Genomic DNA, 25,210 nt, shown 5'->3' with positions numbered 1-25,210 from the left:
AGTTGCGGTTGATTTTTTTGGGGTTAATTAAAATAGACTTGTTGCAAACATTTTCATGGGCCTATCATGAAATGTCGCATCTCAATCCTAGGCTTATTGTTGCCCATTATTGGGCCTGATCAGGATTAGACCATGGTACGACGCTATGGCCAATAAAAGTATAAAGGGATTATATTGGACCGGTTAGCGGGATGAATCTGGCGATTCATTGCAGTGCGCATGCACACAGCTATAAGGATATTTTATGAAATACGTCTATCTCGCCGGTATCGGCAATTCTGGCAGCGATCATTGGCAGCGCCGCTGGTTTAGTAGCCTCGACAATTCTCTCTGGGTAGAGCACAGCGACTGGGATCAACCGGACTGCCAGGTCTGGAATAGCGAGCTGGTTCATACCCTAGAGGCGGTCTCGGAACCCTTTGTGATTATTGCGCACAGCCTGGGTTGCTGGTTATTCACTCATTGGCTGGGCACCGACAGCCATAAACACCTAGCGGGTGCCTTTTTAGTCGCCGTCCCCGACTGCTGCGGGCCGAGCTTCCCGTCCCAGGCGGTAGGCTTCGACACCATCACCATACCAACCCTAAGAGCTCCCAGTGTGGTCATCACCAGTTCCAATGATCCCTATGGTTCGCCCGAGCATGTCCTCGATTATGTCGATCGGCTGGGGGCGAGCCTGATTGATATAGGCGCCTATGGTCACATCAATGGTCAGTCGAATCTGGGTGTGTGGTCGTTGGGGCAGGAGATTTTCTTGCAGCTGTTGGCAGATATAGAACGAGACAGCGCCGCGCGGGTCTAAGCCCAAGGCCTCTCGCTTAAGGTCGAATAGTGCTCAGTCGCTTACGCCTGGGTAGTCTTTTCCCCGATCGAATTGCGCGCGGTGGCGTAAATTCAAATATCTGCAACAAATCGACAATCTGCTAGAATAGGGCTACTTTTTGCTTAATTATTAGGTCCTCCCTTGAATCAGCCGCTATTTTCAACGTTAAAGTTAAAGCCCGAGTTAGAATCCAACCTAGAATCGCTCGGTTTTAAAACGATGACGCCCATTCAAGCTCAGAGCCTACCGCTGATTTTGAAAAATCAGGATGTTATCGGTCAGGCGAAGACCGGCTCCGGTAAAACCGCCGCCTTTGGCCTGGGTTTGCTGCAAAAGCTCGATGTAAAGCGCTTTCGGATTCAATCCTTAGTACTCTGCCCGACCCGTGAATTGGCCGATCAGGTTGCCAATGATATTCGTCGGTTGGGTCGAGGCATTCACAACATTAAGGTTCTAACCCTTTGTGGCGGCATGCCCTTTGGTCCGCAATTGGGCTCGCTCGAACACGGTGCCCACATTATCGTCGGTACCCCAGGACGCGTTGAGGAACATGTCCGCAAGGGTTCGCTGCGCTTAGAAGACGTTAATATGCTGGTGCTCGATGAAGCCGATCGAATGCTCGATATGGGCTTTCAGGAAGCCCTCGATGCGATCATCGGTGAAGTGCCCGATCAACGTCAAACCCTGTTGTTCAGTGCCACCTTTGCGCAGCAGATCAAAAAGATTGCCGCCCGGATCATGATTTCCCCGCAGATGATCGAGGTGGCCTCGACCCATGACGAGCTGACTATCGAGCAGAAGTTTTTCCAGGTCACCGATCATGATGACCGGCTGCTGGTGTTGAAGCTGGTGTTGGGACGCTATCAGCCGGAATCGACCATCGTGTTCTGTAACACCAAAAAAGAAACCGACGAGGTCGCGGACGCGCTGTTCAGTCAGGGTTACAGTGCCACCGCATTGCACGGAGACTTAGAGCAATGGCAGCGCGATCAGGTCCTCGTGCGCTTTGCCAATAAGAGCACCTCAATCCTAATCGCAACCGATGTCGCCGCTCGGGGTCTGGATATCGACTCGCTCGATGCCGTGGTCAACTTCCATATAGCGCGTGAACGCGAAGTCCATACCCACCGGGTCGGCCGAACCGGTCGGGCCGGTAGTAAGGGTCTGGCGATGTCGTTCTTCAACGCCCAGGAAGCGCATCGCGTCGCGTTACTCGATCTGGAAATCGACCCGATTGCCGATGCTGAAGCTCGACCGGGTGCCGACTATTTGGAGGTGGCGGCCATGGTGCCGAAGATGTCGACCTTGCAAATCGATGGCGGTAAAAAACAGAAGGTTCGAGCGGGTGATATCTTGGGTGCCCTAACCGGTAACGACGGTCTGGCCGGTACCGATGTCGGTAAGATCCATATCTTTGATAACTGCGCCTATGTGGCCGTGCGCCGTAAGGTTGCTGGCCAAGCGCTACAGTCAATCACCGACGGCAAGCTCAAGGGTCGCAGTTTCCGAGTGCGCGCCATAAAGGGCTAAACCCAGCAGGGCTCAACGAGCGTTTAGCCCACTGAAGTAGATTGTAGGCTCGGTCTGTACCGAGCATAAAAAAAAACCGGCCTGGCCGGTTTTTTTTATGGTTTGAACCTTAGGCCGCAAGGCCGTAGGTAGGGCAAGTTTAACCCGTCTTAGATTTGGCGCCTTTGCCGACCAGCGTGCGAAAAAATTTCACTACCGGATTCAACAAGAGGTTGTCGAGAAAGACCTGTTGAGCGATTTGCCGCAACGCATCGGAGTAGGTTGGGTAGGGATGTATGACCCCCTGCACCTTGGCGAAGTTGAGGCCGAGGGTTTTCACCAGCTGAACCTGAGCAATCATTTCACCAGCCCGTTCGCCGATAATATGAGCACCCAAGACCTTGCCGTGTCGGCTGGTGATCAGTTTGATCCGGCCCATATCACCGGCCTTGGTTTTGGCCCGATCTAATTTATTAAAATCATAATGATAGACTCGAATCGAGTCGCCTTGGGCGGCCCGGGCTTCGGCTTCGGTCATGCCGGCGCGGGCAAATTCCGGATCGGTAAAGGTCGCCCAGGCGACATGCTCATAGTTAACCTTGCGGCGGATCGGCAACAGCGCATTCAAGGTGGCCAGCTTGGCCTGATAGTTGGCCATATGGCTGAGCAGATAGGGTCCGGCGACATCGCCACAGGCATAGACGCCCTTGGCCGTAGTCTGCAGATACTGATCGACGACAACCCCGCGTTGCGTTTTAATGTCGACCGCCGCTAAATTCAGACCGTCGATATTGGGTGACCGGCCCAGGGCTACGAGAATTTTTTCCGCCTCGAGAACCTCTTTGTGCTCGTCCCGGCTGACGGTTAAACGCACGCCAGTCGGCGAGTTTTCGACCGCGATCGCCTTGGTGCCGAGATGAAATACCACCCCTTCGGCGCTGAGCTTCTCACGGATCAGGGCGGCCATTTCCGGCTCCTCACGGAACATGACCTCGGGCATCATCTCAACCACGGTGACCCGAACGTCGAGTCGATTCATCGCCTGGGCCAATTCCATTCCGATGGCGCCGGCGCCGAGCACCAAGATAGAGTCGGGCAGCTTGTCCTGTTCGAAGAAGTTGTCATTGGTCAGGTAGGGCACAGAGGACAGGCCGGTGATCGGCGGCACCGCCGGTGATGAGCCGGTGGCGATGATAATTTTTTTACCCTGGTATTGCCCGCCGCCAACCTCGATAACCTTAGCGCTAATAAAGGCGGCTTCACCCTGTACAAACACCGCGCCGGCTTTCTCCAATACCTCTGGTGTCTCATGGCTATAGATGGCCTCACTGATCGCCCGCACCTTGGTCAGTAGGGCGGCGCTATCGACACTGATGTCAGCATATTTTTTGGCACTATAGACATCCTTGGCCTGGTTGATCAGACCCTTGCTGGGGATGCAGCCGGACCAGGTGCACTCGCCGCCGCTGCGGTGCTTCTCGACGATCAATACCTTCTTGCCAAAGCCCAAGGCCGTAAAGGCGCTGGTCAGGCCAGCGGCTCCGGAACCGATCACAATCAAATCAAACACTTTCATAGCTTCTCCATTAGCAAGGGCAGATTTATATCCAGGCTCTGACCTATTGGGCCGCATACAGTTCGGTGATACGTTCAAAGCGTCGACGATTCAGCCCCATGTCTGAGTAACCGGCGCGGCTGGCCGAGCGAAAATGGACCTGTTGGGTACTGTTGTCGAGCCAGAATTCGGCGTCATCGTGAAAGCGCATTTTACCGGTGGTGAATACCACATACAGATAATCGTCGGTCGCGCGCTTTATTTCGCCGCCGCCATAGAGGTCAATGGCTTTTTTAAGGGCGCTCAGGGTGGCCGCGGGGCTCTCTTTGGCGGCAAGGGGTTCGACCTTCTTGGCCGCATCGTCGGTCTGGGTCGAGACGTTATTGGGCTTTTTATCGATCGGCTGGAGCCGGCCCTGTTCAACCCCTAGTTCGGGCTCTTGAGCGTTTTGGTAATAGATACGGCCAACATTGCCGGTCACGAGCAGAGCCAAGATGAGTAGCGCGGTGGTCATAGCATTCATTCCCTAAGGTATTTAGTTTGTGTGCAAAAGAATGGCCGTCCGGCCTTGACTTGTCAATGCTTTGTGCGCAAAATATTTCCACCCTGGAGGAGATTAGTGTGACCGATCATAGTTTGTTGAAATTGGAAAACCAGATTTGCCATTCGCTCTACTCGGCGACTAATGCGCTGATCCGTGCCTATCGGCCCTTGTTGGCCGAGTTGGATCTGACCTATCCACAGTATCTGGTCATGCTTGCCCTGTGGCAGGAAGACGGGGTGATGATCAAGCGCTTAGTCGAGCGAACTCGCTTCGATGCCGGGACCCTGACGCCGATCTTACAGCGCTTAGAGCAGAAAGCATTGATCCTCAGGACTCGTTCGCAGGAGGACTCGCGACAGAAACTAATCGTCCTCGCCGAGCAGGGCCGAGCTCTGTCTGAGCAGGCCCTCAAGGTGCCGGAAGCCATCGTCTGTGAACTCGATATGACCGCCGAGGAGGCGGCCCTGCTCAAGAGCCTGACCGAGAAGTTGTATCGTCAGTTGCTCTAACAGATCGTCATCAGATTCAGTTACCGGGAAGCACACAGAGGCCTATAACTTAATGTCTTGCAGATTGGCCCACTGCTCGCGCAGCTGCAACAGATGTTCGCCCCAATAGCGTTCGGTGCCCAACCAGGGGAAGGCAAACGGAAAGGCCGGATCGGACCAGCGGCGTGCAATCCATAGGTTGTGGCGGACCATATGGGTGGTGCGTAAAGCCTCGATCAACTTGACCTCGGTGCGCGGAAAGGCGCGGAACTGTTGGTAGCCCTGCTCCAGTTCGTTGAGTTGCTGCTGCTGTTCGGTTTCCGGACCGGACAGCAACTTCCAAATATCCTGCATGGCCGGCCCCATGACCGTGTCGTCAAAATCCACCAAGAGTATGTTCTCGTCTCGCGTTAGGATATTGCCGGCATGGAAATCGCCGTGAATTCTGAACTGATCGGTTGTCTCCAGCACCGCCTGGAACGGGCGCATTAAGCCTTCGAGCGCGGCAAGCGTGGATAAATAGTTGGCGCGAATACTGTCTGGGATGAGATCGCTGGCTGAGAAGAACTGCTGCGCCTGGACGATTGGCTCGATCAGCGACAGGTGCGGCCGGGTGATGAAGGCATCCAGCTGGCCACAGTTGTGCATTCGACCGAGCATCTGGCCGATTCGATAAAGCTTGCCGGGGTCGTCCAGTTCTAATGCGTGACCGGCGCGCATTGGGAAACACGTAAAGAAAAAGCCATCGCGCTCATGCAATATATCGCCCTTGACCTCAAGCGCAGGCACAACCGAGATATCGTCATCAGATAACTGCTGGGTGTAGGCCAGCTCTTCCCGAATTTGCGCTTCATTCCAGCGCCCGGGCCGATAGACCTTAACCACAATTGGCTGGCTGTCTTCAATGCCGACCCGATAGACGCGATTCTCATAGCTGTTTAGCGGGTAGATTCGGTAGTCGGTATCTATATCAAGCGACTCCAGCCAGTCGATCAGACGGTCCTGGGACAGCAAGGCATAGGGGTGTTGGGCTTCGCTCATACCGCGCATCCGACAAAAAGAACCAGTGTACTCCGGAATGTGGATGAAGGATCTAATATCCGCCAGCCGAGCGGCGCCCGACCCTAGAGGGGAGTTCGGGCCAGGATCCAGATGCTGACAAACTGGCAGCCGTTGTTCTTTAGTAGGGCCGTCAATTCGGCGGCGGTGGACCCTGAGGTGATCACATCATCGACCAGAGCCACGGATCGTGGCGGCCTATCCGTCAGCGCAAAGGCACCGCTGAGCATTGTCCGGCGCTGACGCTTATCCAAGCCCTCCAGCGCGGTTGTCGCCTTGATTCGACGAACCCCGCGCCACTGTGGCATGGACCAATGCTCACCGATTTGTCGCGCGAGCCACTCGGCCTGATTAAAACCCTTCTGCTGCTGCTTGCGATAATGCATGGGCACGGCCAATAGCGCATCGGGTTTGAACAGCGCGCTCTGCTGTGTCAGCCAGAGCCTGACCAACGCGCGCCCAGCCGCTATATTGTGTTGGTATTTGAACTGATGAATCAGATGGCGAGACAAGCCCTCAAAATGCCAGGCGCAATGCAATGAATCCCAAGATGGCGGTTTTTTTTGGCAAGCACCACAGACTTCAAAACTGTTACCCGGCGCACCACAGCTGGGGCATGGGTATTCGACACGGGCTAGATAAGACTGGCAGACCGAGCACAAAGCGCTATCGGGCTGCGCTTGCAAGCAAGCGGGGCAGAGTAACGGCAGGGCGTGACGTAACGATTTGATCAGGGAGCTCAACATGGTCATTCGACGGCATCTTCACCAAGGTTCGGGGCAACTCTACTACCCTATTTCAGATTGGAGTCGCCAGTGGGCTGATGGTAGTTTTTTTAGGCGGGCTTGCCAATGATTGGGTCTGCGTCGCGTCGGAGTAGCAAATTAGTATTAGTTGTGGGTGTGGTGGTATAAACATAAGTAACTTAGGCCTAGGCCAATAGGATGTATAATGGCGCGAATTATACCGCCCCAGATCTATGCGTGACCTAGCCCGTGGCAACATCCAACGTAACAACGGTGGGCAGAGGCTGAATTCAGCACCCCCAGCCGTTACGCACTAAGACATTAATGCAGCAATACAGGACAATCAGATGCTTAACTTCAGTTTTCAAAACGCGACCCATATTTATTTTGGCGAAGGTCAAATTAAAGCGCTCAGCAACGCCATCCCCAAAGATGCCAAGGTGTTAGTTACCTATGGCGGCGGGTCGATTAAAACCAATGGTGTTTACGACCAAGTGGTTGCGGCCTTAGCAGAGCATAGCTGGTTTGAGTTTGCCGGTATTGAACCGAACCCAAGTTATGCCACGCTGATGAAGGCGCAGGCGTTGATTGAACAGCATGACATCGACTATTTGCTTGCTGTGGGGGGCGGTTCGGTTATTGATGGTACCAAGTTCATCGCTGCCGCGGCTTTGTATGATGGGGCAGACCCATGGGATATTATTGCCCAAGGGGCGGAAATAAAGAGCGCATTGCCCATTGGTTGCGTGTTGACGCTACCGGCAACTGGATCGGAATCTAACACCGCCGCAGTGGTGACCCGTGATGGACACAAACTGCCATTCCGCAATGATTTGGTGCGCCCAGCGTTCGCGGTGTTGGATCCGGCGGTTACCTTGTCCTTGTCAGATCGTCAAATCAGCAACGGTGTTGTCGATGCTTTTGTGCATACCGTTGAGCAATACCTGACCTACAGCGTCAATGCCAAGGTGCAGGATCGCTTCGCCGAAGGTTTGCTGCAAACTCTTATTGAGGAAGGTCCAAAAGCATTGGCCGCGGACACCAAGAATGATTTAGCGGTGCGGGCAAATATTATGTGGGCGGCCAGTATGGCACTCAACGGACTCATCGGTGCCGGTGTGCCACAAGATTGGGCCACCCATATGATTGGCCACGAGTTAACCGGCGCCTATGGCATCGACCATGCACGCACCCTATCTATCGTGCTCCCGGCGATACTAAAAATACGCACCGAGGCAAAGCGGGACAAACTGTTGCAATATGCCGAGCGCGTTTGGCAACTAACCGATGGCACGGAGGCGGTCCGCATCCAAAGAGCAATTGAACTTACCGAAGAGTTCTTTGTGGCGATGCAACTGCCAACCCGATTAATGGACGTCAATCTGGATGAAACCCATATTGATGGCCTGATTGAGAGTCTCACGCAACATGGCATGGTTCAGCTTGGAGAGCACGGGGATATTACGCCCGACGTAAGCCGAGAAATTTTAAGACTGGCGCTCGTTTAAACGGGTCCCACGGCGTACCCGACCTATGGGTGCGCCGACGCTGCGATAAAACCCCACTCATGGAACTATTTCGATAATTAAACTCACCTATCTACAATCCTTTCAGGTTCCGCCAAGACGTTAACCCGAAACGGAGCATCTTGCTGATGTATTTCGACGGTAAAGTGGTATTTACAAAGCAAAGGTAGATGAGTATTTTTGAACTTCTATTATGATAAAGGTGCATTTTGGAAAGGTAGGTCGATGATGAGTATTGGTTTTCAGACCGAAAAATATTGTTTTTGACGGCCGAGTTGGCCCGGCAACACTGCTCAGAAAATAGTACCCCGAATGGGCTACAGCCTACTAAACATAGGTGGGCATCTCGCAACCAAGAATCTATGACTGATCAGCCCCCTCCGCAAAACTCCTCAATAATAGTCGAATCAATAGTAATTGTATTCGATGCGTTTGGTCGCCACGACGCTAAATTAAAATCGGATTATAAATCTTGTTAATGGACTATTTAGTTATTTTTATTAATCCAATTTAATATTTTCCTGCGTATTAATTTCGCCTTTAATCAAAACAGGAAAAATCATAATGAAATTGACAAACATTTTCTTATCAGCAGTCGTAACCGCATCGCTTGCCGTTGCGAGTTTTGTAAGCGCGGACCACCATGGTGCCAAAAAAGACATAGTGGATACCGCGGTCGCCGCAGGTAGCTTTACCACCCTAGTAACTGCAGTGCAGGCCGCCGATCTGGTAGCGACCTTGAAAGGCAAAGGGCCATTCACTGTTTTCGCGCCAAATGATGCCGCTTTCGCCAAAATTCCGGCGGCTACGTTAAATGGTTTGGTCGCCGATAAGGAAGCCTTAACCGGCGTTTTGGGCTTCCACGTGGTATCCGGTAAGTTTCTCGCAGCAGATGTAGTCGGTCTGGACGAGGTCACTACCATTACTGGCAGTACACTCACCATTAAAGTCATGGGCGGTTCTGTTTATGTCAATGGTTCACTGGTCATCGCGACCGACATTGCAACCTCCAATGGTGTTATTCATGTGATCGACACCGTCATTACGAAGTAAACCCTAGTGGTAGAAAAGCCCCATTGCTGTCGGCAATGGGGCTTTTTTTTGGCGCATCGAAAATGCCATTTAGAGCCGATTTCAGGCTCTTTTTACCTTCGCTGGACGCGCTTTTTAGAAGCCCTCAACCACTATTTTACCCTTTGCCGTTCCTGTCTCAATTAGGGCATGGGCGGCGCGGATATTTTCTGCGTTAATAGGCGCTAAGATTTCACTCACTGTGGTGCGAATGCGGCCGGCATCGACCTCGTTGGCCACATAGGTTAGCAAGCGATGCTGCTCAATCATATCCGGCGTCTGATGCATGGCGCGTGCGAACATAAACTCCCAATGTAAGCTGGCCGACTTGGACTTCATACCAGCCATCGCCATCGGCTGGTCAGTGCCATCAATGGTCACGATGCCGCCTTGCGGGCGGATCAGTTCAACAGCCGTATCCCAATGGCGCATATCGTTCAATATCGCAATGTGATCGACTTGGTGGAAGCCCAGAGCACGCACTTGCTCGACCATCGGTTGGTTATGATTGACAACATGGTCGGCACCGAGCTCGGTGACCCAAGTTGCCGTCTCAGGGCGCGACGCGGTGGCAATGATGACCAATCCCGCGGCCTTGGCCAGCTGGATCGCGATTGAGCCGACCCCACCGCCGGCACCGATGATTAACACCGATTCGCCCTTGTTGGCGCCATCGCGGTCGATCCCTAAGCGCTCGAAAAAGGCCTCATAAGCGGTAATGGTGGTCAAGGGTAGCGCGGCGGCTTCAGCAAAGCTGAGACTCTTGGGCTTGAAGCCCACGATGCGTTCATCGACCAGCTGAAACTCGGCATTGGAGCCGGACCGGGTAATATCACCGGCGTAGTAGACCTCATCGCCGACCTTGAACAGAGTAACGTCGGGGCCGACGGCTTCAACGATGCCGCTGGCATCCCAACCGAGCACGCGCGGAATATCCTCTACTATGTCCTTAGGGCTGCGGACTTTGGTATCCACTGGGTTGATCGACACGGCGTACACTGAGACCAGTAAATCAGTCCCTAAGGCAGTAGGCTTGGGCAGTTCCACGTCGAGGAAGGCTTGCGGGTTTTCAATAGGCAGATAGTGAGTCAGGGCTACGGCTTTCATGGGTAAATCTCCGGTTTTCAAAATACTAAAATGATCAGCCAATGCTGGTCATCTCATTCAAGGTAAATTCGCTTACAGCACCGTCAGTGGCCTGCATATAGGCTGCCAAATGAGGCCTATTCATATGGGCCTGCCATAACTCGCGGGTCGCCCAGGTCTCATAAAACATGAAGTGCGCCGGATCGTTATTGTCGCGATGCAACTCATAGCGGATGCAGCCCGGTTCGCCGAGGGTGATGGCAATCAATTTTTCCAATTCGGCTTGAACGAGGGGGATCTGACCGAGATTGGCATAGATATTAGCGACAATGGTGATTTGGGTCATGGGGTCAGCCCGTATGAGAACGAAGTCTAAACTGTATCCGATCGGATTAAGCGGATAAACTAGCGCTACCCGTAATTATAATCCGCCATGGTCGTACAATGCTGCTTGCTAACATCGCGCTGTTTTTAAAGATTGTCGAAAAAGGCGGCTTGGCTGCGGCCGGTCGAGAAGTGGGCCTGTCCTCGACAACGGTATCTGAGCGGCTGGCTGCGCTGGAAACCCATTTTGGTGTGGTGCTGCTGAATCGCACGACCCGGGCCATTAGCCTGACCGACGAAGGGCGCACCCTCTTAGAGGGCGCTAAAATGGTACTGGGCGAAGTTGAGGACCTGGAAACGCGCATCCGTTTGGGTGCTCAAACCCTGTCCGGGCCGATACGGATTAGCGCTCCTAGTGATATTGGACGGACCCATGTATCCGCCGCTATCAGCAGTTTTTTAGCCAAACACCCAGCCATTTCCATCGAATTGGTGCTGTCGGACGGCTATGTCGATTTTGTCGGTCAGGGTTTGGATATTGCATTGCGCTTTGGTTCGGTTACCGACAGCTCCTTGCGCGTTAGAAGCCTGGGCCTGCAGCGGCGACTGGTCTGTGCTGCGCCCGCCTATCTGGCAAAACACGGGATGCCCAAAAAGCCGGTCGATCTCAAAAAACACAATTGCCTGGTGATGCGCTTTGGTGCCAATTTGGACAATGTTTGGCGCTTTGGTGCCAACGCGCTGCAACAGATTGTGACCGTGCGCGGCGATCGAATTGCCAACGATGGCGCCTTGGTCCATCAATGGGCCCTGGCCGGTTTCGGCATCAGTCTGAAGTCAGAACTGGATGTCAGGCCGGATATTCTAGCCGGGCGTCTGATTGAACTGTTGGCCGACTTCGCCCCTCCCCCGGCGCCCTTGCAAATCCTCTTCCCCCCCAGCCGTGCCCAGCCTAAGCGGGTGCGTGAGTTGGCCGACCATCTGGCGCTGTTGATCGAGGGTTTGGAGCAGGGCTGAGGCCATTTCGCGCTCGGCATGGGGTCATGGCGACGGACGCGTGAACGGGCTACCCCAGTCAATTCAAAGCTGTTTGTTTTTTAACCAGATGTAAGGTTAGTCGATATAGTAAATTGACTTTGGCCGCCATGGCGCTACTATCGGCGCCATTCCATTGATTTTGAGAACGCCGATGTCTGCCTCCCTTGCCCCCGAATTCCGTTATGACTGGACAACTGCCGAAGTTGTTAAGCTGTTTGAATTGCCCTTTAACGATCTAATGTTTCAGGCGGCCACCTTACATCGCGCCCATTTCAATCCCAATGAAGTTCAAATCAGCACCCTACTCTCGATCAAGACCGGAGCTTGCCCTGAAGATTGCAAATATTGTCCGCAGTCGGGTCACTACAATACCGGTCTGGCGAAAGAAAAATTGATCGCGGTGGAGAAGGTGATTCAGCAGGCCAAGGCCGCCAAGGCCGCCGGCGCGAGCCGCTTTTGTATGGGCGCGGCCTACCGCTCACCGAGCGAGAAGGATTTTCCTGTTATTCTCGATATGGTCAAGAGCGTCAAGGAGCTCGGTCTGGAAACCTGCATGACCCTAGGCATGCTCGAAGGCAAGCAGGCCGAGGCATTAGCCGGTGCCGGTCTCGATTATTACAACCACAATCTCGATACTTCGCCGGAATACTATGGCGAAATCATCACTACTCGGAGTTATTCCGAACGCCTAGAGACCCTGCAGAATGTGCGTTCTTCGGGCATGAAGATCTGTTCTGGTGGCATCCTGGGCATGGGCGAGGGCCTGTCCGATCGCGCCGGGCTGTTTATTCAGTTGTCGAATCTCAATCCGCACCCTGAGAGTGTGCCAGTCAATATGCTGGTTAAGGTCGAAGGCACCCCGATGGCAGAGGTTGAAGATCTCGACCCGATTGAGTTCTTACGAGCCATAGCCGTTGCGCGCATCTTGATGCCAGCGTCACACGTTCGCCTCTCAGCCGGACGCGAACAGATGAGCGAAGAAATGCAGGCGATGGCGTTTTTCGCCGGAGCCAACTCGATCTTTTATGGCGAAACCTTACTGACTACGGCCAACCCCGAAGCGAATCTTGATAAGGCCCTGTTCGTTAAGCTGGGTATCGTCCCTGAACAGCGTAATATGGGCGCACAAGACGCGGTTGAACAGTTCGACCCGGCGACCTGTCCAAAACGCAACAACGCCCGCTTTTACGACGCCACGCTGGTCTGAGCCTTAGGCCTTGGGCCTTAGACATAGTCCCTAGACATAGCCCCTAGACATAGCCCAGAGCCACGGCCATCGATTGCGCAGCGCAGCTGACACAATCGCCCCTTAATTTCCAACCGGAGCGCACTTGCCCAGCAAGGCCGCGACAACTGCATTGAAAAATTTTTCCGATATGGCGGTCCATCTGGCTGCCCGACAAGCCGATCATCTGATGCGCAGCCGGCTGCAATTGCAGTCCGCGCAAAGCATTACCCCGACAGTCGATGGCCAGAGGCTGTTGTCCTTTTGCAGTAACGACTACCTCGGCCTGGCCAATCATCCGGCGATCGCCCAGGCGATGAAAGAAGGGATTGACCAGTATGGCGTCGGCTCGGGTTCCTCGCATCTGGTCAGTGGCCACCACCGCGAACACGAACTGCTCGAACAGGAATTGGCAGCCTTTACCGGTCGGGAGGCGGCCCTGGTCTTCAGTTCCGGCTATATGGCCAACGTCGGCGTTATGTCGGCGCTGATGTCACGGCGCGACACCATCGTGCAGGACCGCCTGAATCACGCTTCGCTGATCGATGGCGCGCTGCTCTCGCAAGCCAAGATGCTGCGCTTTCGGCACAATGATATGGCCCACCTCAGACGTCAGCTCGGCCTGGCCATGGGTAAGAAACTGGTGGTCAGCGATGGGGTTTTTTCGATGGACGGCGATTGTGCGCCCTTGCTGGATGTCTCCCGCCTCTGCGCAGAACATGCCGCTTGGCTGTTGGTCGATGACGCGCACGGCATTGGCGTGCTGGGCCCGCATGGATCTGGCTTGGTTAATGCCGTGGGCTTAACCAGTGCCGACGTTCCGCTATTGGTCGGAACCCTGGGCAAAGCTTTTGGCACCTCGGGTGCTTTCGTCGCTGGCGACAAAACCACCATCGACTATCTATTGCAGACGGCCCGACCCTATATCTATACCACGGCAACACCGCCGGCCTTGGCGGCGGCCACGCGCATGGCCTTAACGCTGGTGCATGGCGCCGACGCTGAGCGAGCGCACCTACAAACGCTGATCGGGCACTTGCGTCAAGGGGTCAGGCATCTGGGTTACCAGCTGATGCCCTCCGCAACAGCGATTCAACCCATTTTGGTCGGTGCCAATGAAGCCGCGCTGCAGTTAAGCGCGCAGCTAAGAGCGCGGGGCTTGCTGGTCACCGCTATCCGCCCCCCGACGGTGCCGGTCAATACCGCCCGATTACGCGTGACCCTGAGTGCTAGTCACAGCCTGGCGCAGGTCGATCAACTGCTTAATGCATTGGCGGACGTTACATGAATCGTGTCTGGTTACCGGGTTGGCATGCGAATAGTCAAATATTTGACGAATTACGTGCTGAGTTAGGTGCAGATACTGACGAAAGGGTGCTGTCATTTGCCGATACAGCACTGAGTCGTGCCGACTGGTTGACCGAGCAAGTTGCCGCCTTGGACGAGGGAGTTACTCTGGTCGGTTGGTCCTTGGGTGGGATGTTGGCCTGTGAGTTAGCCAGCCTAAGCGCCAAGGTCAAGGCCGTCTTTGTGCTTAACGCCAATCTCCAATTTGCCGGGGCCGCTGGCCTGGACTCGGGCGTGGCGGACGCCTTTATGGCTCGATACAGGATCAATCCAGTGGCCACTCGGGGTCGTTTTGCTCAGCTGGTCGATCCCGTTCGGAGCGGGTTTATGATGCCTTTTTTGTTGGCCGGCGATCAGCTTGCCAGTTTGCATTGGCTTTATGAAATAGACCTCCGTCAGCAGCCCATCGCATGCCCAGTGCATCTGTTGTTGGCGCACGACGACCTGTTGGTGCCGTTCGGCAGCGCGCGCCAAGTCTGGGCCGGCAAGGCCAGTAGCGTCACGGCCATGGCGGGTCATCACAGCTTGCCGCTGAGTGCGCCGCGTCGGGTTGCAGACTGGATAAAAGAGCATGGATAAGCGCGCCGTCGCCCAGGTTTTTGGTCGAGCCGCTGAGCATTACGACGGTGCCGCTCACCTGCAGCGTCGGGTCGCAGATCAACTTATGGCTCAGGTAAGTGAATTACCGCTACGCCAAGCGGGCCATGTGGTCGATCTGGGGACTGGGACCGGCTATTGCCTGCCGAGCTTAGCTCAACGTTTCCAACCGAGCCTATTGACCGCGCTGGATCTGGCTGAACCGATGTTGGCGCGCGCTCGACAGCGGGTGGCACAGGTGAGCCCGGTGCAGGCCGATCTGGAAAATCCGCCCCTAGCCGACAACAGTGTCGATTTGGCGGTCTCCAGTTTGGCGGTACAATGGTTGGATCGGCCGGACGCCTTTATCAACCGGCTGGCCCAGGTCCTCAAGCCGGGTGGCTATTTAGCCCTGAGTACACTCGGACCGAAAACCTTGGCTGAATTGCGTCAAGCCTGGGCGCAAGTGGATCAGGCAACACATGTAAATCGATTCCTGCCGGCCAGCGATTGGCAGGCGGCCATCGCGGCGTCATCGCTGACTCTTACCCTCTGGCACGAAGAACAGCTGGAGGTGCGCTATGATGCCCCACTGAATCTGGTGCGAGAGCTCAAAGCCCTCGGCGCGCACCATGTAGAACGACAACATACACCAGCGGTTGGCCATTTACGCCCGATGTTGCGTGCCTATGAAGAATTTATTTGTGCTGATGGCCGTTACCCGGCGACCTGGGATGTCTTTTACCTAATTGTGCGAAAAGCCCTATGAAAAAACGTTATTTTATTGCCGGCACCGATACCGACGTCGGTAAGACCCATATCACCGAGGCACTGCTTCGGGCTGGGCAACAGCGTGGCTTGACCACTCTCGGTCTGAAGCCCTTGGCGGCGGGTGCCGACCTGATCGACGGGCACTGGTCGAATGATGATGCCCGGCGCCTGCTGGCGGTGTCGACCCTTAAGCTACCCTATGAGCAGGTTAATCCCGTCTTGTTGCGCGCCGCTCTGGCGCCGCATCTAGCCGCCGACATGGAGCAGCGCCGGCTCACGGCGCAGCGTTTGGCGGGCTTTTGTCGTGGCACGCTAATGACTCAGCAGGCCCAGCTGACGTTGATCGAGGGTGCTGGCGGCTGGCGGGTGCCACTTAATAATCGGGAGACATTGGCCGACGTGGCTATAGAGTTGAATCTTGATGTAATTCTGGTCGTGGGTATGCGGCTAGGGTGCCTGAATCATAGCTTGCTCACGATTGAGGCGATTCAGCGCGATGGCCTAAGGCTTGCCGGCTGGGTCGCTAACTGCATTGATCCGCAGATGACGAGCTTAGACGCCAACATTCAGAGTCTTATCAGTCGCATCCCGGCTCCTCTGCTGGGTACTATGCCATTTTTAGGGGTGGGTGAAGCAGCCCCAGCAGCCTGGCTCGATGATCGGTTTTTTGACATATAAATGCTAATAAAAAGTCAATTTTACGTCATTTGGCGGAATCAAATTTGAAACCTACCCGCAAACCCAGATGGCGAGCAATTGCATGTGCGACGTCTAAGAGATTTATTAACAAAAAGTAACAGCAAAATTCGCGCTATTGGTTAACATATAACCAGGGCTGAATCTATATCAAAAAGACACCTATTTAGTTTTTAGCTTGGTTTACGTCAAAAGCGATAGGGTGGCGATATGATAGCGTCAGTAATGAATGCCGGAGTTGTTGGAGTTCAGCGTGGTTACGATCAGCTGAACCAAAGCGCCGAGCGGATTGGTCAAGCCAGTGTGGCACCCATCGAGGGTGGCCCGCAACAGGGGGCCGCTCCTATGGTTGAACAAATTCTGGCAAAAATCCAGGTGCAAGGCAGTAGCAAAATTATTCAAACAGCGAGCGAGACCTTAGGGACGCTTGTTGATATAAAAGTGTAAAAAGGTAACCAAAGACTCGATGTCGACCATAAGTGGCGTGTTCCCAAATGCGATAACCCCGACTTTTGCCCCGTCTGCGGACCCGGCGAACCAGCTGCGTCTGCGGCGGGAAAATGATGCGGCGGTTTTTGCACCCGTTGACGAGGCTGCCGCCACGGCGGGCTCGCGGGCCGCGCTTATCAGTCAGCCCGGCCGGCTCGAATCAGAACAGGCCTTGGCCTCTGCGGCCGCCTTGGCGAGCGGATCCAAGACCAATGGTTCGGTTGAAGCGCAGCCCAGCCTGTCTCGGGAGGCTGTTGACGCGGTCTCTGTCGACAATCGAGACAAGGCAGCGCACCAAGAGGAGCGAACTAAAGAGGCGTCGCACCAAGCCGAGCACGATCGTATTAAGCTGGAAGGCGAGGTCGATCTGGTGCGCGAATTGGCAAGCCTCGATCGCGAAGTTCGGGCGCATGAGCAGGCTCATAAATCAGTGGGCGGTCAGCACACCGGCGCCATGGCCTTTACATTTGAATTTGGCCCAGATGGCAAGCGTTATGCTGTCGCCGGTGAGGTGCCCATCAATGTCGGTCGAGTGATGGGCGACCCAGAAGCGACACTGCAAAAAGCCGAGCAGGTTCATCGGGCGGCTTTAGCGCCGGCCGAGCCATCGATTCAAGACCGCCGCGTGGCTGTCATAGCGTCTCAAATGGTGCACGATGCGCAAGTTGAGATCCGCCAGGTTGATCGCGAACAAAGTATCAAGGCTGCTGAAGAGCGTGGCGAGCAGGCCGAATTAAACAGAGAAGACGTCGCCATAACCGAAGCCAACAGCGCGGCGGTAAACGATGACGTGCTGCGCACTAGCACTGACACCGAGCGCTTACCGTTGGACGTGTTCACAGATATCAGTCAGGCCGGTAAGCAAATGGCCCAAACTGCGGCCTACATGACCCAGCAGCAACAAGCTGTGGGCTTTAATCTCGATACCACCGTCTAATCCCAGCTTGTCCTATTTGACCAGCAGCAAAATATGTTCAAGCCCCTCAAAGTAAGGCCGAAAGGCGCATTGTCGATTCCATTCCAGATAGTAGCGGCATTAGAATTTTTTGGTGTTGGGTACTCGGCGATACTCGGCAAAGACACTCAGCTCCCAAGGCCGCAACGCCAACACTATTCCAGAGCCATAGGTTTCACTGACTGGCAGTTTGCCATCTTCCTTACAGAGGTCATCAAACTCGCGCGCCAGCCGGCGCATGCTGTTTTGCATATGGCGGTTCGATTGACGAGTTAGCATGCCAGCCATGAAGACCAGTAGTTCGCCGGCCTTGGGGTTGAAAGTGCAGTTGAAGAACTCCCCGGCGACATGATTTTCGAAGTATTTATGTACCGGTCCGTTCTGAATCCACTTAAAGTTGCGCGACACCAGTGTGCGGACCCGATTGCCTGGCAGCAGTTCGATAAAGCCGAGCCGATCAAGTTTTGCCAGCAGGCGAGTGGCCTCGTGTTCGTCAAAATTATAGATAGACACTATATCGTCCAATGTCCAGCGGTTGATCAGTAATTGGGCCATCAACAATAACTTGATGTTGGCGATCAGATCTTGTTCGGCTTCCAGCGTTAACTCGTCGATGATCATCGAGCCCTCATGCATCCGGGTAATCAGGTAACCCAGATCGGCATTGGCCAGTGAGCAGATAGCTTCGAGTCGATTGAGGGTGAAGTGCCGTTTGGAAAACATGCGCTTAACATTGGCTTCGCTGAGATTTAGGTGGGTTGCGACATCGGCATAGGTAATTTTGCGCTCACGTAGAATTTTTTTGAGCGTGTCAATCAATTGGCTAGTTTGTGACATGGCAATGCCTGTTGGGCGGCCTTATGTAAGTTTGATAATGCCAGCTTTTTAAAGGCCGTGCCACAGGTGAGCAGGATTTAATGGTGGCTCGATCGGTTGCCAAAATGCTCTGTCTGGCCACCGTTCCTGGTGTTAAATCGGTCCATTAGGCGAGCCACTTAAAGGTAACTATTTGCTCTGTGCAGTGTGAGAAGGGCCCGTTACCTAAATACCGTAAAAATTTAATGGACAAAAAGTGCCAAAATCCTGTAATATCCGCGAAATTTTGGGCTGCAAATGCACCCAGCTGAGACGTTTGACCAGCAGAAACTACACCCTGACCGCACCAAAAAATTAGCTTGTCGTGGCGTTATGCTGCAACGGCAAATAACGAAGCGGGATGAAGTTATCTTCATCTCGCTTTTTTACGAATTGGGGTGAGGTAAAACCGGTCTAACGGGTCAATTTCTCAATCGTCCATTCATGCAACTGATAGGAGAACGGATCTTGAGTACGCCTGCCATACTCGCGCTCGAAGACGGAAGTATTTTCAACGGTATCGGCTTTGGTGCCGTTGGTGAAGCCATTGGTGAAGTGGTATTTAATACCTCCATGACCGGCTACCAAGAGATCCTCACGGATCCATCCTATGCCCAGCAAATCGTCACCCTGACCCATCCCCATGTCGGCAATACCGGCGTGAACTCGGAAGATGAAGAGTCCGATCAGGTCTGGGCGTCGGGTCTAGTGATTCGCGACGTACCGCTGATGCACAGCAGCTTCCGCAGTGAGCAATCGCTCGCCGACTACCTGAAAGCACGCAATATAGTGTCTATCGGTAATATTGACACTCGTCGTCTGACCCGAATTCTGCGCGAAAAGGGTGCTCTAAACGGTTGCATCATGGCCGGTGAGAACATCGACGTCGATCGCGCCTTAGCGTTGGCCAAGGGTTTTGCCGGCTTGAAAGGCATGGATTTGGCCAAGGTAGTCAGTGTTAAGGCGCCCTATCAGTGGACCGAAGGCAGCTGGCAATTAGGCGTTGGTCATACCCAACCCGATACCAGCAAGTTTCACGTCGTCGCCTATGATTTCGGGGTCAAACGCAACATTCTGCGCATGCTTGCTGATCGCGGTTGCCGCATCACCGTGGTCCCGGCGCAAACGCCGGCTGCCGATGTTCTGGCGCTCGCCCCTGATGGCGTATTTTTGTCCAACGGGCCGGGCGATCCGGAACCGTGCGACTATGCCATTCGCGCCATTGCTGAGATTTTAACTACCAATATCCCGGTCTTCGGGATCTGTTTGGGCCATCAGTTGTTGGGCCTGGCTTGCGGTGCGCAAACCGGCAAGATGAAGTTTGGTCATCACGGTGCCAACCATCCGGTCGCGGTACTGGCCGACCAGACGGTGATGATCACCAGTCAAAACCACGGTTTTGCCATCGAAGAAAGCAGTTTGCCAGGCCATTTGGTGGCCACGCACCGGTCCTTGTTTGACCAGTCACTGCAGGGCATACGGCATACTGACAAGGCTGCCTTTAGCTTCCAAGGCCATCCGGAAGCAAGTCCCGGTCCACACGATTGCGCGCCCTTGTTTGATCAATTTATTGATTATATGAGCCAACGCCAGTCCTAAGGTGACCCGACACTGCCCCAATTGCTGGGGCAGTTGCATACACTAGCATTCAGAATTTGTGAGAAACCATGCCAAAACGTACTGACCTAAAAAGCATTCTGATCCTCGGCGCTGGGCCCATTGTGATTGGCCAGGCCTGTGAGTTTGACTATTCCGGTGCACAAGCATGTAAGGCGTTACGCGAAGAGGGTTATCGGGTCATCCTGGTCAACTCGAATCCGGCCACCATCATGACCGACCCGACCATGGCCGATGCCACCTACATAGAGCCGATCACCTGGCAGGTCGTGGAAAAAATCATCGAAAAAGAACGTCCGGATGCAGTGTTGCCGACCATGGGTGGCCAGACGGCGCTCAATTGCGCACTCGATCTGGAGAAGCACGGCGTTCTCGCCAAATACGGTGTGGAAATGATCGGTGCCAATGCCGACACCATCGATAAGGCCGAAGATCGCAGTCGCTTCGATAAGGCGATGAAGTCAATTGGCCTCGATACCCCCCGATCCGGCATCGCGCACACGCTCGAAGAAGCCATTGTGATCGCCGAACGCCTGGGCTTTCCGTCGATCATTCGTCCGAGCTTTACCATGGGCGGCAGTGGCGGCGGTATTGCCTACAACAAAGAAGAATTTGAAGAGATCTGTCGCCGCGGGCTCGACCTGTCGCCGACCAATGAATTGCTGATCGACGAAAGCCTGATTGGCTGGAAAGAATTCGAGATGGAAGTGGTGCGCGACAAAAATGATAACTGCATCATTATTTGCGCCATCGAAAACTTTGACCCGATGGGCATTCATACCGGCGACTCCATTACCGTTGCGCCGGCGCAAACGCTAACCGACAAAGAATATCAAATCATGCGTAACGCCTCACTGGCGGTGCTGCGTGAAATTGGCGTCGAGACTGGCGGTTCGAACGTCCAGTTCGGCATCGATCCGGCGACCGGCCGCATGGTGATCATCGAAATGAACCCACGTGTGTCGCGCTCGTCCGCCCTGGCTTCGAAGGCCACTGGCTTCCCGATTGCTCGGGTCGCCGCCAAGCTGGCAGTCGGCTATACGCTCGACGAGTTGCAGAACGAAATCACCGGTGGCGTCACCCCGGCCTCGTTTGAGCCGAGCATTGACTACGTCGTCACCAAGATACCGCGCTTTGCCTTCGAGAAGTTCCCCCAGGCTAATGATCGCTTAACGACTCAGATGAAGTCGGTCGGTGAAGTCATGGCGATTGGCCGTAATTTTCAAGAATCCTTGCAGAAAGCGTTACGCGGTCTGGAAGTGGGCGCCTGTGGTTTTGACAGCTATGTTGACCTGAACGCAGACAATGCCAATGAAATTATCGTGCGCGAATTGCGCGAAGCCGGTCCTGACCGAATCTGGTACGTCGCCGATGCCTTCCGTTCGGGCATGTCGGTGACCGATATTAATGAGCTGACCGGCATCGATCCTTGGTTCCTGGTACAGATCGAAGATTTGCTCGCCGATGAAAAAGCCCTCAGCAGCAAAGGCCTGAAAGACCTCGATGAGGCGCTGATGCGCAGCCTGAAACGCAAGGGCTTCTCGGACCTGCGTCTGGCTCATCTGCTCGGTGTCAGTGAACAGGAACTGCGCAAGAAGCGCTGGGCCCAAAACGTGCGCCCGGTCTATAAGCGGGTGGATACCTGTGCCGCGGAATTTAAATCGGATACCGCCTATATGTATTCGACCTACGATGAAGAATGCGAAGCGGCGGTGACCGATCGCGAGAAAATCATGGTCATCGGCGGTGGTCCGAACCGTATCGGCCAGGGCATCGAATTCGATTATTGCTGTGTGCACGCTGCCCTGTCGGCGCGTGAAGACGGTTACGAAACCATTATGGTGAACTGTAATCCGGAAACTGTCTCGACCGATTACGACACCTCCGATCGGCTCTACTTTGAGCCCGTCACCTTGGAAGATTTACTCGAGATCATCGATCTGGAAAAACCCAAGGGTGTCATCGTCCAGTACGGTGGCCAGACACCATTGAAATTGGCGCGTGCCCTCGAAGCGGCCGGTGTGCCCATTATTGGCACCAGCCCGGATGCCATCGACCGAGCCGAGGACCGTGAGCGCTTCCAGGTGATGGTTGAACGGCTGAATCTGTTGCAGCCGGAGAACGGTACCGCGCGTAGCCTCGATGAGGCCGTGTTGATCGCTAACCGCATTGGTTATCCCCTGGTAGTGCGACCGTCCTATGTCTTGGGCGGCCGAGCCATGGAAATCGTCTACCAGGAAAAAGACTTGCGCCGCTATATGAATGACGCGGTCAAGGTGTCGAATGACTCGCCGGTGCTGCTCGATCGCTTCCTCGATGATGCTATCGAAATGGACATCGACTGTGTCAGCGACGGCGAACGTGTTGTTATCGGCGCTATCATGCAACATATCGAACAGGCGGGCGTCCATTCCGGTGACTCGGCCTGTTCGCTGCCGCCCTATAGCCTGCCGATGCCTGCGCAAAACATGATCCGTGAGCAGGTCAAGGCGATGGCGCTGGAGCTTAATGTAATCGGCTTGATGAACGTCCAGATGGCCTGGCAGGATGAAAAACTCTATATCATCGAAGTGAACCCGCGTGCCTCGCGCACCGTGCCTTTCGTGTCCAAGGCCATCGGTGTGTCATTGGCCAAGATCGGCGCCCAGGTGATGACCGGTAAAACTCTGTTGGAATTGGGCTTTACCGAAGAGATTATTCCGAGCTATTTCTCGGTCAAAGAAGCGGTCATGCCGTTTAATAAATTCCACGGTGTCGATCCGGTGTTAAGCCCGGAAATGAAATCGACCGGCGAAGTCATGGGCACCGGCAAGACCTTTGCTGAAGCCTTTGCTAAGGCTGCTGTTGGTGCCGGTGCGGTGTTACCGACCTCGGGTAAGGTGATTATTTCGGTCAAGAATAAAGATAAGGCCGCGGCGTTGGTGATGGCGCGTAGCCTGACCGAACTGGGTTTTGATGTGGTTGCTACCCGGGGTACGGCGCAGTTCTTTAGCGATCAGGGTTTGCCGACCTCGGCGGTGAATAAGTTCAAGGAAGGCCGTCCGCATCTGGTCGATCTGATCAAAAATGATGAAGTTGCCTTTGTGATCAATACCACCGAAGGCCGGCAGTCGCTGGTCGACAGTGGCGAGATCCGTAAGGGTGCACTGCAACATAAGGTTTATTACACCACGACCTTGGCCGGTGCCGAGGCCTCCGTGATGGCCATCCAGTTGCAGCAAGAGCCGTCTGTAAACCGCCTGCAAGACTTGCATGCCATGCTCAGTCAGTCATAATAACGGTCAAGTACAGACGATCAAAGGGCGCCTGGCGCCCTTTTTAAATGAGAAAGGAACATCGCATGCAACGATATCCAATGACCGTTGAAGGTGAATTGGCGCTTCAAAACGAGCTCAAAGAATTAAAATCTGTGCGTCGGCCCGCGGTAATTATTGCTATCGCCGAAGCCCGCGCGCACGGTGACTTGAAAGAAAACGCTGAATACCATGCCGCGCGTGAGCAGCAGGGCTTTATCGAAGGGCGGATTCAAGATATCGAAGGTAAGCTATCCGGCTCCCAGGTGATCAATGTGCACGATATACCGGTCACCGGAAAAATAATCTTCGGCACTACGGTAAGTCTGCTTAATGTTGAAACCGATCAGGGCGTGACCTATAAGATCGTCGGTGATGATGAGGCCAACGTTAAGGTCAACAAGATCTCCTTGAACTCACCGATTGCTCGAGCGTTGATCGGCAAGGAAGAAGGCGATACGGTTGTCGTTAAGGTGCCCGGCGGCGTGGTCGAATATGAGATTGAGAAAGTCGAACACCTCTAGGGTTGAGGCTTACTCAGAAGTAAAAAAACCGCGTATTACGCGGTTTTTTTATGGCTAATCTTAAAAACCTAGTCGATCACGCGCATGGTCAGTACCACTTCGCCGACCGAAAAACCAAATTTTGACATTGAGGTCACATTGACGATGGAGTTGTCACTGACCTGATAGAGCCAGTCGTCCATGCGAATGCCGATGTTTTTACCCGAGGCCAGGGGAACATCGAGGACATAATTCATATGGATGGCATTGCCGGCAAACTCCATCTGGGCGTCTCCGATGACATCGGCCGCGGTGCCGACATAGGTTTGCTCGCCGGTCTTGCGGAACTGCCAAACGCGTGTCTGGATCTCGCCATCGCTCCAAGTAAAGAGTTCATCGAGCACTCCGCCCTGTTCGTCCCAAGTGGCACTGATTTGGGCGGTGAAGGTGCGGCTGACTTCGCCGCTGCGATCGCGCACAAAGCCTTCGGCATGGATCTGATTGTTGAAGAAACTCATCGGATCAAACTGGATCGGGGTGTCGGCATAGATACTGACCGGCAACTGGCTACAGGCACTTAACAGGGTGGCGCTGGCAAATAGGGCAATGGTTTTCATGGCGGGTCTCCTAAAACAATTCCGATTCTTACGCATCAGCTGGCAAAACGGATGGTTTGTATTGTTCTCCTTAGTAGCCTATGCCACAAGGGCTAGGGCAATGGATCACCATATTTTTTTTGACCACGTCTAACGGCCTCATCGAAGCCCTTCGCGCAGCTGTCAGATACGTCCTGGAACGCAGCCTTTAAATCGCGTCCCGACAAGAAGCCGCCGTCGAGCATCCTGGTCCGCAAGAAGCTCTCATAATCCTTGCCTTCGTGAAAATATCCGCCTGGGGCGATGATATAGCGCGCCACCAGCTGGTCGCACTGACGGCACTGGACATAGACCCGCTGAGCGTCATCTCGGACGAGGATATTGCGCAGATTCCGCGACCGGCAGTGTTGACACTGTTGAATATACACGTCCATTTAAACTCCTTATTGTTGTGACATTTACATTGTTAGTTGTTAGTTGTTAGTTGTTAGTTGTTAGTTGAGGACCCAGAACCAATA

General features: G+C 54.1%; 25 protein-coding genes. 16 read left to right on the top strand and 9 right to left on the bottom strand.

Features of this window, described 5'->3' with window-relative positions; all coding sequences use genetic code 11:
- Positions 1-244 precede the first annotated feature (244 nt).
- Both AC4FIC_RS08135 and dbpA read left to right on the top strand, forming a co-directional pair.
- Complete coding sequence (locus AC4FIC_RS08135) at positions 245-802, top strand: RBBP9/YdeN family alpha/beta hydrolase (protein WP_100258367.1); 558 nt, start codon at positions 245-247, stop codon at positions 800-802.
- Between the two features lie 162 nt (positions 803-964).
- Positions 965-2,353, top strand: coding sequence for an ATP-dependent RNA helicase DbpA (dbpA, locus tag AC4FIC_RS08130; RefSeq protein ID WP_100258366.1), 1,389 nt, complete (start codon positions 965-967; stop codon positions 2,351-2,353).
- Between the two features lie 139 nt (positions 2,354-2,492).
- On the opposite strand, the gene AC4FIC_RS08125 is transcribed toward dbpA, so the two are convergent.
- The gene (locus AC4FIC_RS08125) at positions 2,493-3,908 is read right to left on the bottom strand and encodes a dihydrolipoyl dehydrogenase family protein (RefSeq protein ID WP_100258365.1); all 1,416 of its coding nucleotides are present in this window, start codon (positions 3,906-3,908) and stop codon (positions 2,493-2,495) included.
- Positions 3,909-3,951: 43 nt separating this feature from the next.
- Positions 3,952-4,401 carry a DUF1499 domain-containing protein gene (locus AC4FIC_RS08120; protein WP_100258364.1) on the bottom strand — a complete coding sequence of 150 codons (450 nt, stop codon included), beginning with the start codon at positions 4,399-4,401 and terminating at the stop codon, positions 3,952-3,954.
- Positions 4,402-4,508: 107 nt separating this feature from the next.
- Here AC4FIC_RS08120 and AC4FIC_RS08115 point away from each other — a divergent pair, with 107 nt between their 5' ends.
- On the top strand, positions 4,509-4,940 hold the full coding sequence (locus AC4FIC_RS08115; RefSeq protein ID WP_227003704.1) for a MarR family winged helix-turn-helix transcriptional regulator: 432 nt from the start codon (positions 4,509-4,511) through the stop codon (positions 4,938-4,940).
- A gap of 42 nt (positions 4,941-4,982) precedes the next feature.
- Here AC4FIC_RS08115 and AC4FIC_RS08110 read toward each other — a convergent pair whose 3' ends face one another.
- Together AC4FIC_RS08110 and AC4FIC_RS08105 are read right to left on the bottom strand one after the other, a co-directional pair.
- On the bottom strand, positions 4,983-5,960 hold the full coding sequence (locus AC4FIC_RS08110; RefSeq protein WP_158524410.1) for a serine/threonine protein kinase: 978 nt from the start codon (positions 5,958-5,960) through the stop codon (positions 4,983-4,985).
- Between the two features lie 83 nt (positions 5,961-6,043).
- Positions 6,044-6,730, bottom strand: a complete 687-nt coding sequence (locus tag AC4FIC_RS08105) for a ComF family protein (protein ID WP_273286219.1) — start codon at positions 6,728-6,730, stop codon at positions 6,044-6,046.
- Between the two features lie 341 nt (positions 6,731-7,071).
- Here AC4FIC_RS08105 and AC4FIC_RS08100 point away from each other — a divergent pair, with 341 nt between their 5' ends.
- Complete coding sequence (locus AC4FIC_RS08100; RefSeq protein WP_100258360.1) at positions 7,072-8,232, top strand: iron-containing alcohol dehydrogenase; 1,161 nt, start codon at positions 7,072-7,074, stop codon at positions 8,230-8,232.
- 582 nt (positions 8,233-8,814) lie between these two features.
- Positions 8,815-9,303, top strand: coding sequence for a fasciclin domain-containing protein (locus tag AC4FIC_RS08095; protein ID WP_100258359.1), 489 nt, complete (start codon positions 8,815-8,817; stop codon positions 9,301-9,303).
- Between the two features lie 114 nt (positions 9,304-9,417).
- Here AC4FIC_RS08095 and AC4FIC_RS08090 read toward each other — a convergent pair whose 3' ends face one another.
- The gene (locus tag AC4FIC_RS08090; RefSeq protein ID WP_100258358.1) at positions 9,418-10,428 is read right to left on the bottom strand and encodes a zinc-binding alcohol dehydrogenase family protein; all 1,011 of its coding nucleotides are present in this window, start codon (positions 10,426-10,428) and stop codon (positions 9,418-9,420) included.
- 34 nt (positions 10,429-10,462) lie between these two features.
- On the bottom strand, positions 10,463-10,753 hold the full coding sequence (locus tag AC4FIC_RS08085) for a putative quinol monooxygenase (RefSeq protein WP_100258357.1): 291 nt from the start codon (positions 10,751-10,753) through the stop codon (positions 10,463-10,465).
- 98 nt (positions 10,754-10,851) lie between these two features.
- On the opposite strand from AC4FIC_RS08085, the gene AC4FIC_RS08080 reads away from it, so the two are divergent.
- The 8 genes from AC4FIC_RS08080 to AC4FIC_RS08045 all read left to right on the top strand — a co-directional run bounded on the left by AC4FIC_RS08080 (position 10,852) and on the right by AC4FIC_RS08045 (position 17,810).
- Positions 10,852-11,748: a LysR family transcriptional regulator gene (locus tag AC4FIC_RS08080; RefSeq protein WP_273286224.1), complete on the top strand. Its 897-nt coding sequence runs from the start codon at positions 10,852-10,854 to the stop codon at positions 11,746-11,748.
- Positions 11,749-11,920: 172 nt separating this feature from the next.
- Positions 11,921-12,976 (top strand): biotin synthase BioB, encoded by a 1,056-nt coding sequence (gene bioB, locus AC4FIC_RS08075; protein WP_100258355.1) that lies wholly within the window; start codon positions 11,921-11,923, stop codon positions 12,974-12,976.
- Positions 12,977-13,127: 151 nt separating this feature from the next.
- A complete protein-coding gene (bioF, locus tag AC4FIC_RS08070) occupies positions 13,128-14,282 on the top strand; it encodes an 8-amino-7-oxononanoate synthase (RefSeq protein WP_273286226.1) in 1,155 nt (384 codons plus the stop codon).
- Positions 14,279-14,920: an alpha/beta fold hydrolase gene (locus AC4FIC_RS08065; RefSeq protein WP_100258354.1), complete on the top strand. Its 642-nt coding sequence runs from the start codon at positions 14,279-14,281 to the stop codon at positions 14,918-14,920. Before bioF ends, AC4FIC_RS08065 begins: the two co-directional genes overlap by 4 nt.
- Positions 14,913-15,686: a malonyl-ACP O-methyltransferase BioC gene (gene bioC / locus AC4FIC_RS08060; protein ID WP_100258353.1), complete on the top strand. Its 774-nt coding sequence runs from the start codon at positions 14,913-14,915 to the stop codon at positions 15,684-15,686. The genes AC4FIC_RS08065 and bioC overlap by 8 nt, the downstream gene beginning before the upstream one ends.
- Entirely contained in the window at positions 15,683-16,366 is a 684-nt protein-coding gene (gene bioD / locus AC4FIC_RS08055; RefSeq protein WP_100258352.1) for a dethiobiotin synthase, read from the top strand. Before bioC ends, bioD begins: the two co-directional genes overlap by 4 nt.
- Positions 16,367-16,594: 228 nt before the next feature.
- Positions 16,595-16,831, top strand: coding sequence for a hypothetical protein (locus AC4FIC_RS08050; protein WP_476196017.1), 237 nt, complete (start codon positions 16,595-16,597; stop codon positions 16,829-16,831).
- 19 nt (positions 16,832-16,850) lie between these two features.
- Positions 16,851-17,810, top strand: coding sequence for a putative metalloprotease CJM1_0395 family protein (locus AC4FIC_RS08045; protein ID WP_100258350.1), 960 nt, complete (start codon positions 16,851-16,853; stop codon positions 17,808-17,810).
- A gap of 99 nt (positions 17,811-17,909) precedes the next feature.
- On the opposite strand, the gene AC4FIC_RS08040 is transcribed toward AC4FIC_RS08045, so the two are convergent.
- Positions 17,910-18,665 carry a helix-turn-helix domain-containing protein gene (locus AC4FIC_RS08040; protein WP_100258349.1) on the bottom strand — a complete coding sequence of 252 codons (756 nt, stop codon included), beginning with the start codon at positions 18,663-18,665 and terminating at the stop codon, positions 17,910-17,912.
- Positions 18,666-19,151: 486 nt separating this feature from the next.
- Between AC4FIC_RS08040 and carA the strand changes: the two genes are divergently transcribed.
- The 3 genes from carA (at position 19,152) to greA (ending at position 24,117) form a co-directional block, all read left to right on the top strand.
- On the top strand, positions 19,152-20,282 hold the full coding sequence (gene carA, locus AC4FIC_RS08035; protein ID WP_100258348.1) for a glutamine-hydrolyzing carbamoyl-phosphate synthase small subunit: 1,131 nt from the start codon (positions 19,152-19,154) through the stop codon (positions 20,280-20,282).
- A 68-nt stretch (positions 20,283-20,350) separates the two neighbouring features.
- Entirely contained in the window at positions 20,351-23,575 is a 3,225-nt protein-coding gene (gene carB, locus AC4FIC_RS08030) for a carbamoyl-phosphate synthase large subunit (protein WP_100258347.1), read from the top strand.
- 65 nt (positions 23,576-23,640) lie between these two features.
- A complete protein-coding gene (gene greA / locus AC4FIC_RS08025) occupies positions 23,641-24,117 on the top strand; it encodes a transcription elongation factor GreA (RefSeq protein WP_100258346.1) in 477 nt (158 codons plus the stop codon).
- A 68-nt stretch (positions 24,118-24,185) separates the two neighbouring features.
- Here greA and AC4FIC_RS08020 read toward each other — a convergent pair whose 3' ends face one another.
- Together AC4FIC_RS08020 and AC4FIC_RS08015 are read right to left on the bottom strand one after the other, a co-directional pair.
- On the bottom strand, positions 24,186-24,713 hold the full coding sequence (locus tag AC4FIC_RS08020) for a DUF3833 domain-containing protein (protein ID WP_158524409.1): 528 nt from the start codon (positions 24,711-24,713) through the stop codon (positions 24,186-24,188).
- Positions 24,714-24,805: 92 nt separating this feature from the next.
- The gene (locus tag AC4FIC_RS08015) at positions 24,806-25,126 is read right to left on the bottom strand and encodes a hypothetical protein (RefSeq protein WP_100258344.1); all 321 of its coding nucleotides are present in this window, start codon (positions 25,124-25,126) and stop codon (positions 24,806-24,808) included.
- Positions 25,127-25,210: the final 84 nt, after the last annotated feature.

This window comes from Reinekea sp., from assembly GCF_982785585.1.
The sequence above is the reverse complement of the archived record's forward strand: the minus strand, read 5'-3'. Positions and strand labels throughout refer to the sequence as shown.

Excerpts from the sequence above, each read along its gene's own strand:
- AC4FIC_RS08135 (WP_100258367.1), top strand. The coding sequence starts at position 245 with ATGAAATACGTCTATCTCGCCGGTATCGGCAATTCTGGCAGCGATCAT.
- AC4FIC_RS08125 (WP_100258365.1), bottom strand. The coding sequence starts at position 3,908 with ATGAAAGTGTTTGATTTGATTGTGATCGGTTCCGGAGCCGCTGGCCTG.
- AC4FIC_RS08120 (WP_100258364.1), bottom strand. The coding sequence starts at position 4,401 with ATGACCACCGCGCTACTCATCTTGGCTCTGCTCGTGACCGGCAATGTT.
- AC4FIC_RS08110 (WP_158524410.1), bottom strand. The coding sequence starts at position 5,960 with ATGAGCGAAGCCCAACACCCCTATGCCTTGCTGTCCCAGGACCGTCTG.
- AC4FIC_RS08105 (WP_273286219.1), bottom strand. The coding sequence starts at position 6,730 with ATGACCATGTTGAGCTCCCTGATCAAATCGTTACGTCACGCCCTGCCG.
- AC4FIC_RS08100 (WP_100258360.1), top strand. The coding sequence starts at position 7,072 with ATGCTTAACTTCAGTTTTCAAAACGCGACCCATATTTATTTTGGCGAA.
- AC4FIC_RS08095 (WP_100258359.1), top strand. The coding sequence starts at position 8,815 with ATGAAATTGACAAACATTTTCTTATCAGCAGTCGTAACCGCATCGCTT.
- AC4FIC_RS08090 (WP_100258358.1), bottom strand. The coding sequence starts at position 10,428 with ATGAAAGCCGTAGCCCTGACTCACTATCTGCCTATTGAAAACCCGCAA.
- AC4FIC_RS08085 (WP_100258357.1), bottom strand. The coding sequence starts at position 10,753 with ATGACCCAAATCACCATTGTCGCTAATATCTATGCCAATCTCGGTCAG.
- AC4FIC_RS08080 (WP_273286224.1), top strand. The coding sequence starts at position 10,852 with ATGCTGCTTGCTAACATCGCGCTGTTTTTAAAGATTGTCGAAAAAGGC.
- bioB (WP_100258355.1), top strand. The coding sequence starts at position 11,921 with ATGTCTGCCTCCCTTGCCCCCGAATTCCGTTATGACTGGACAACTGCC.
- AC4FIC_RS08065 (WP_100258354.1), top strand. The coding sequence starts at position 14,279 with ATGAATCGTGTCTGGTTACCGGGTTGGCATGCGAATAGTCAAATATTT.
- bioC (WP_100258353.1), top strand. The coding sequence starts at position 14,913 with ATGGATAAGCGCGCCGTCGCCCAGGTTTTTGGTCGAGCCGCTGAGCAT.
- bioD (WP_100258352.1), top strand. The coding sequence starts at position 15,683 with ATGAAAAAACGTTATTTTATTGCCGGCACCGATACCGACGTCGGTAAG.
- AC4FIC_RS08050 (WP_476196017.1), top strand. The coding sequence starts at position 16,595 with ATGATAGCGTCAGTAATGAATGCCGGAGTTGTTGGAGTTCAGCGTGGT.
- AC4FIC_RS08045 (WP_100258350.1), top strand. The coding sequence starts at position 16,851 with ATGTCGACCATAAGTGGCGTGTTCCCAAATGCGATAACCCCGACTTTT.
- AC4FIC_RS08040 (WP_100258349.1), bottom strand. The coding sequence starts at position 18,665 with ATGTCACAAACTAGCCAATTGATTGACACGCTCAAAAAAATTCTACGT.
- carB (WP_100258347.1), top strand. The coding sequence starts at position 20,351 with ATGCCAAAACGTACTGACCTAAAAAGCATTCTGATCCTCGGCGCTGGG.
- greA (WP_100258346.1), top strand. The coding sequence starts at position 23,641 with ATGCAACGATATCCAATGACCGTTGAAGGTGAATTGGCGCTTCAAAAC.
- AC4FIC_RS08020 (WP_158524409.1), bottom strand. The coding sequence starts at position 24,713 with ATGAAAACCATTGCCCTATTTGCCAGCGCCACCCTGTTAAGTGCCTGT.
- AC4FIC_RS08015 (WP_100258344.1), bottom strand. The coding sequence starts at position 25,126 with ATGGACGTGTATATTCAACAGTGTCAACACTGCCGGTCGCGGAATCTG.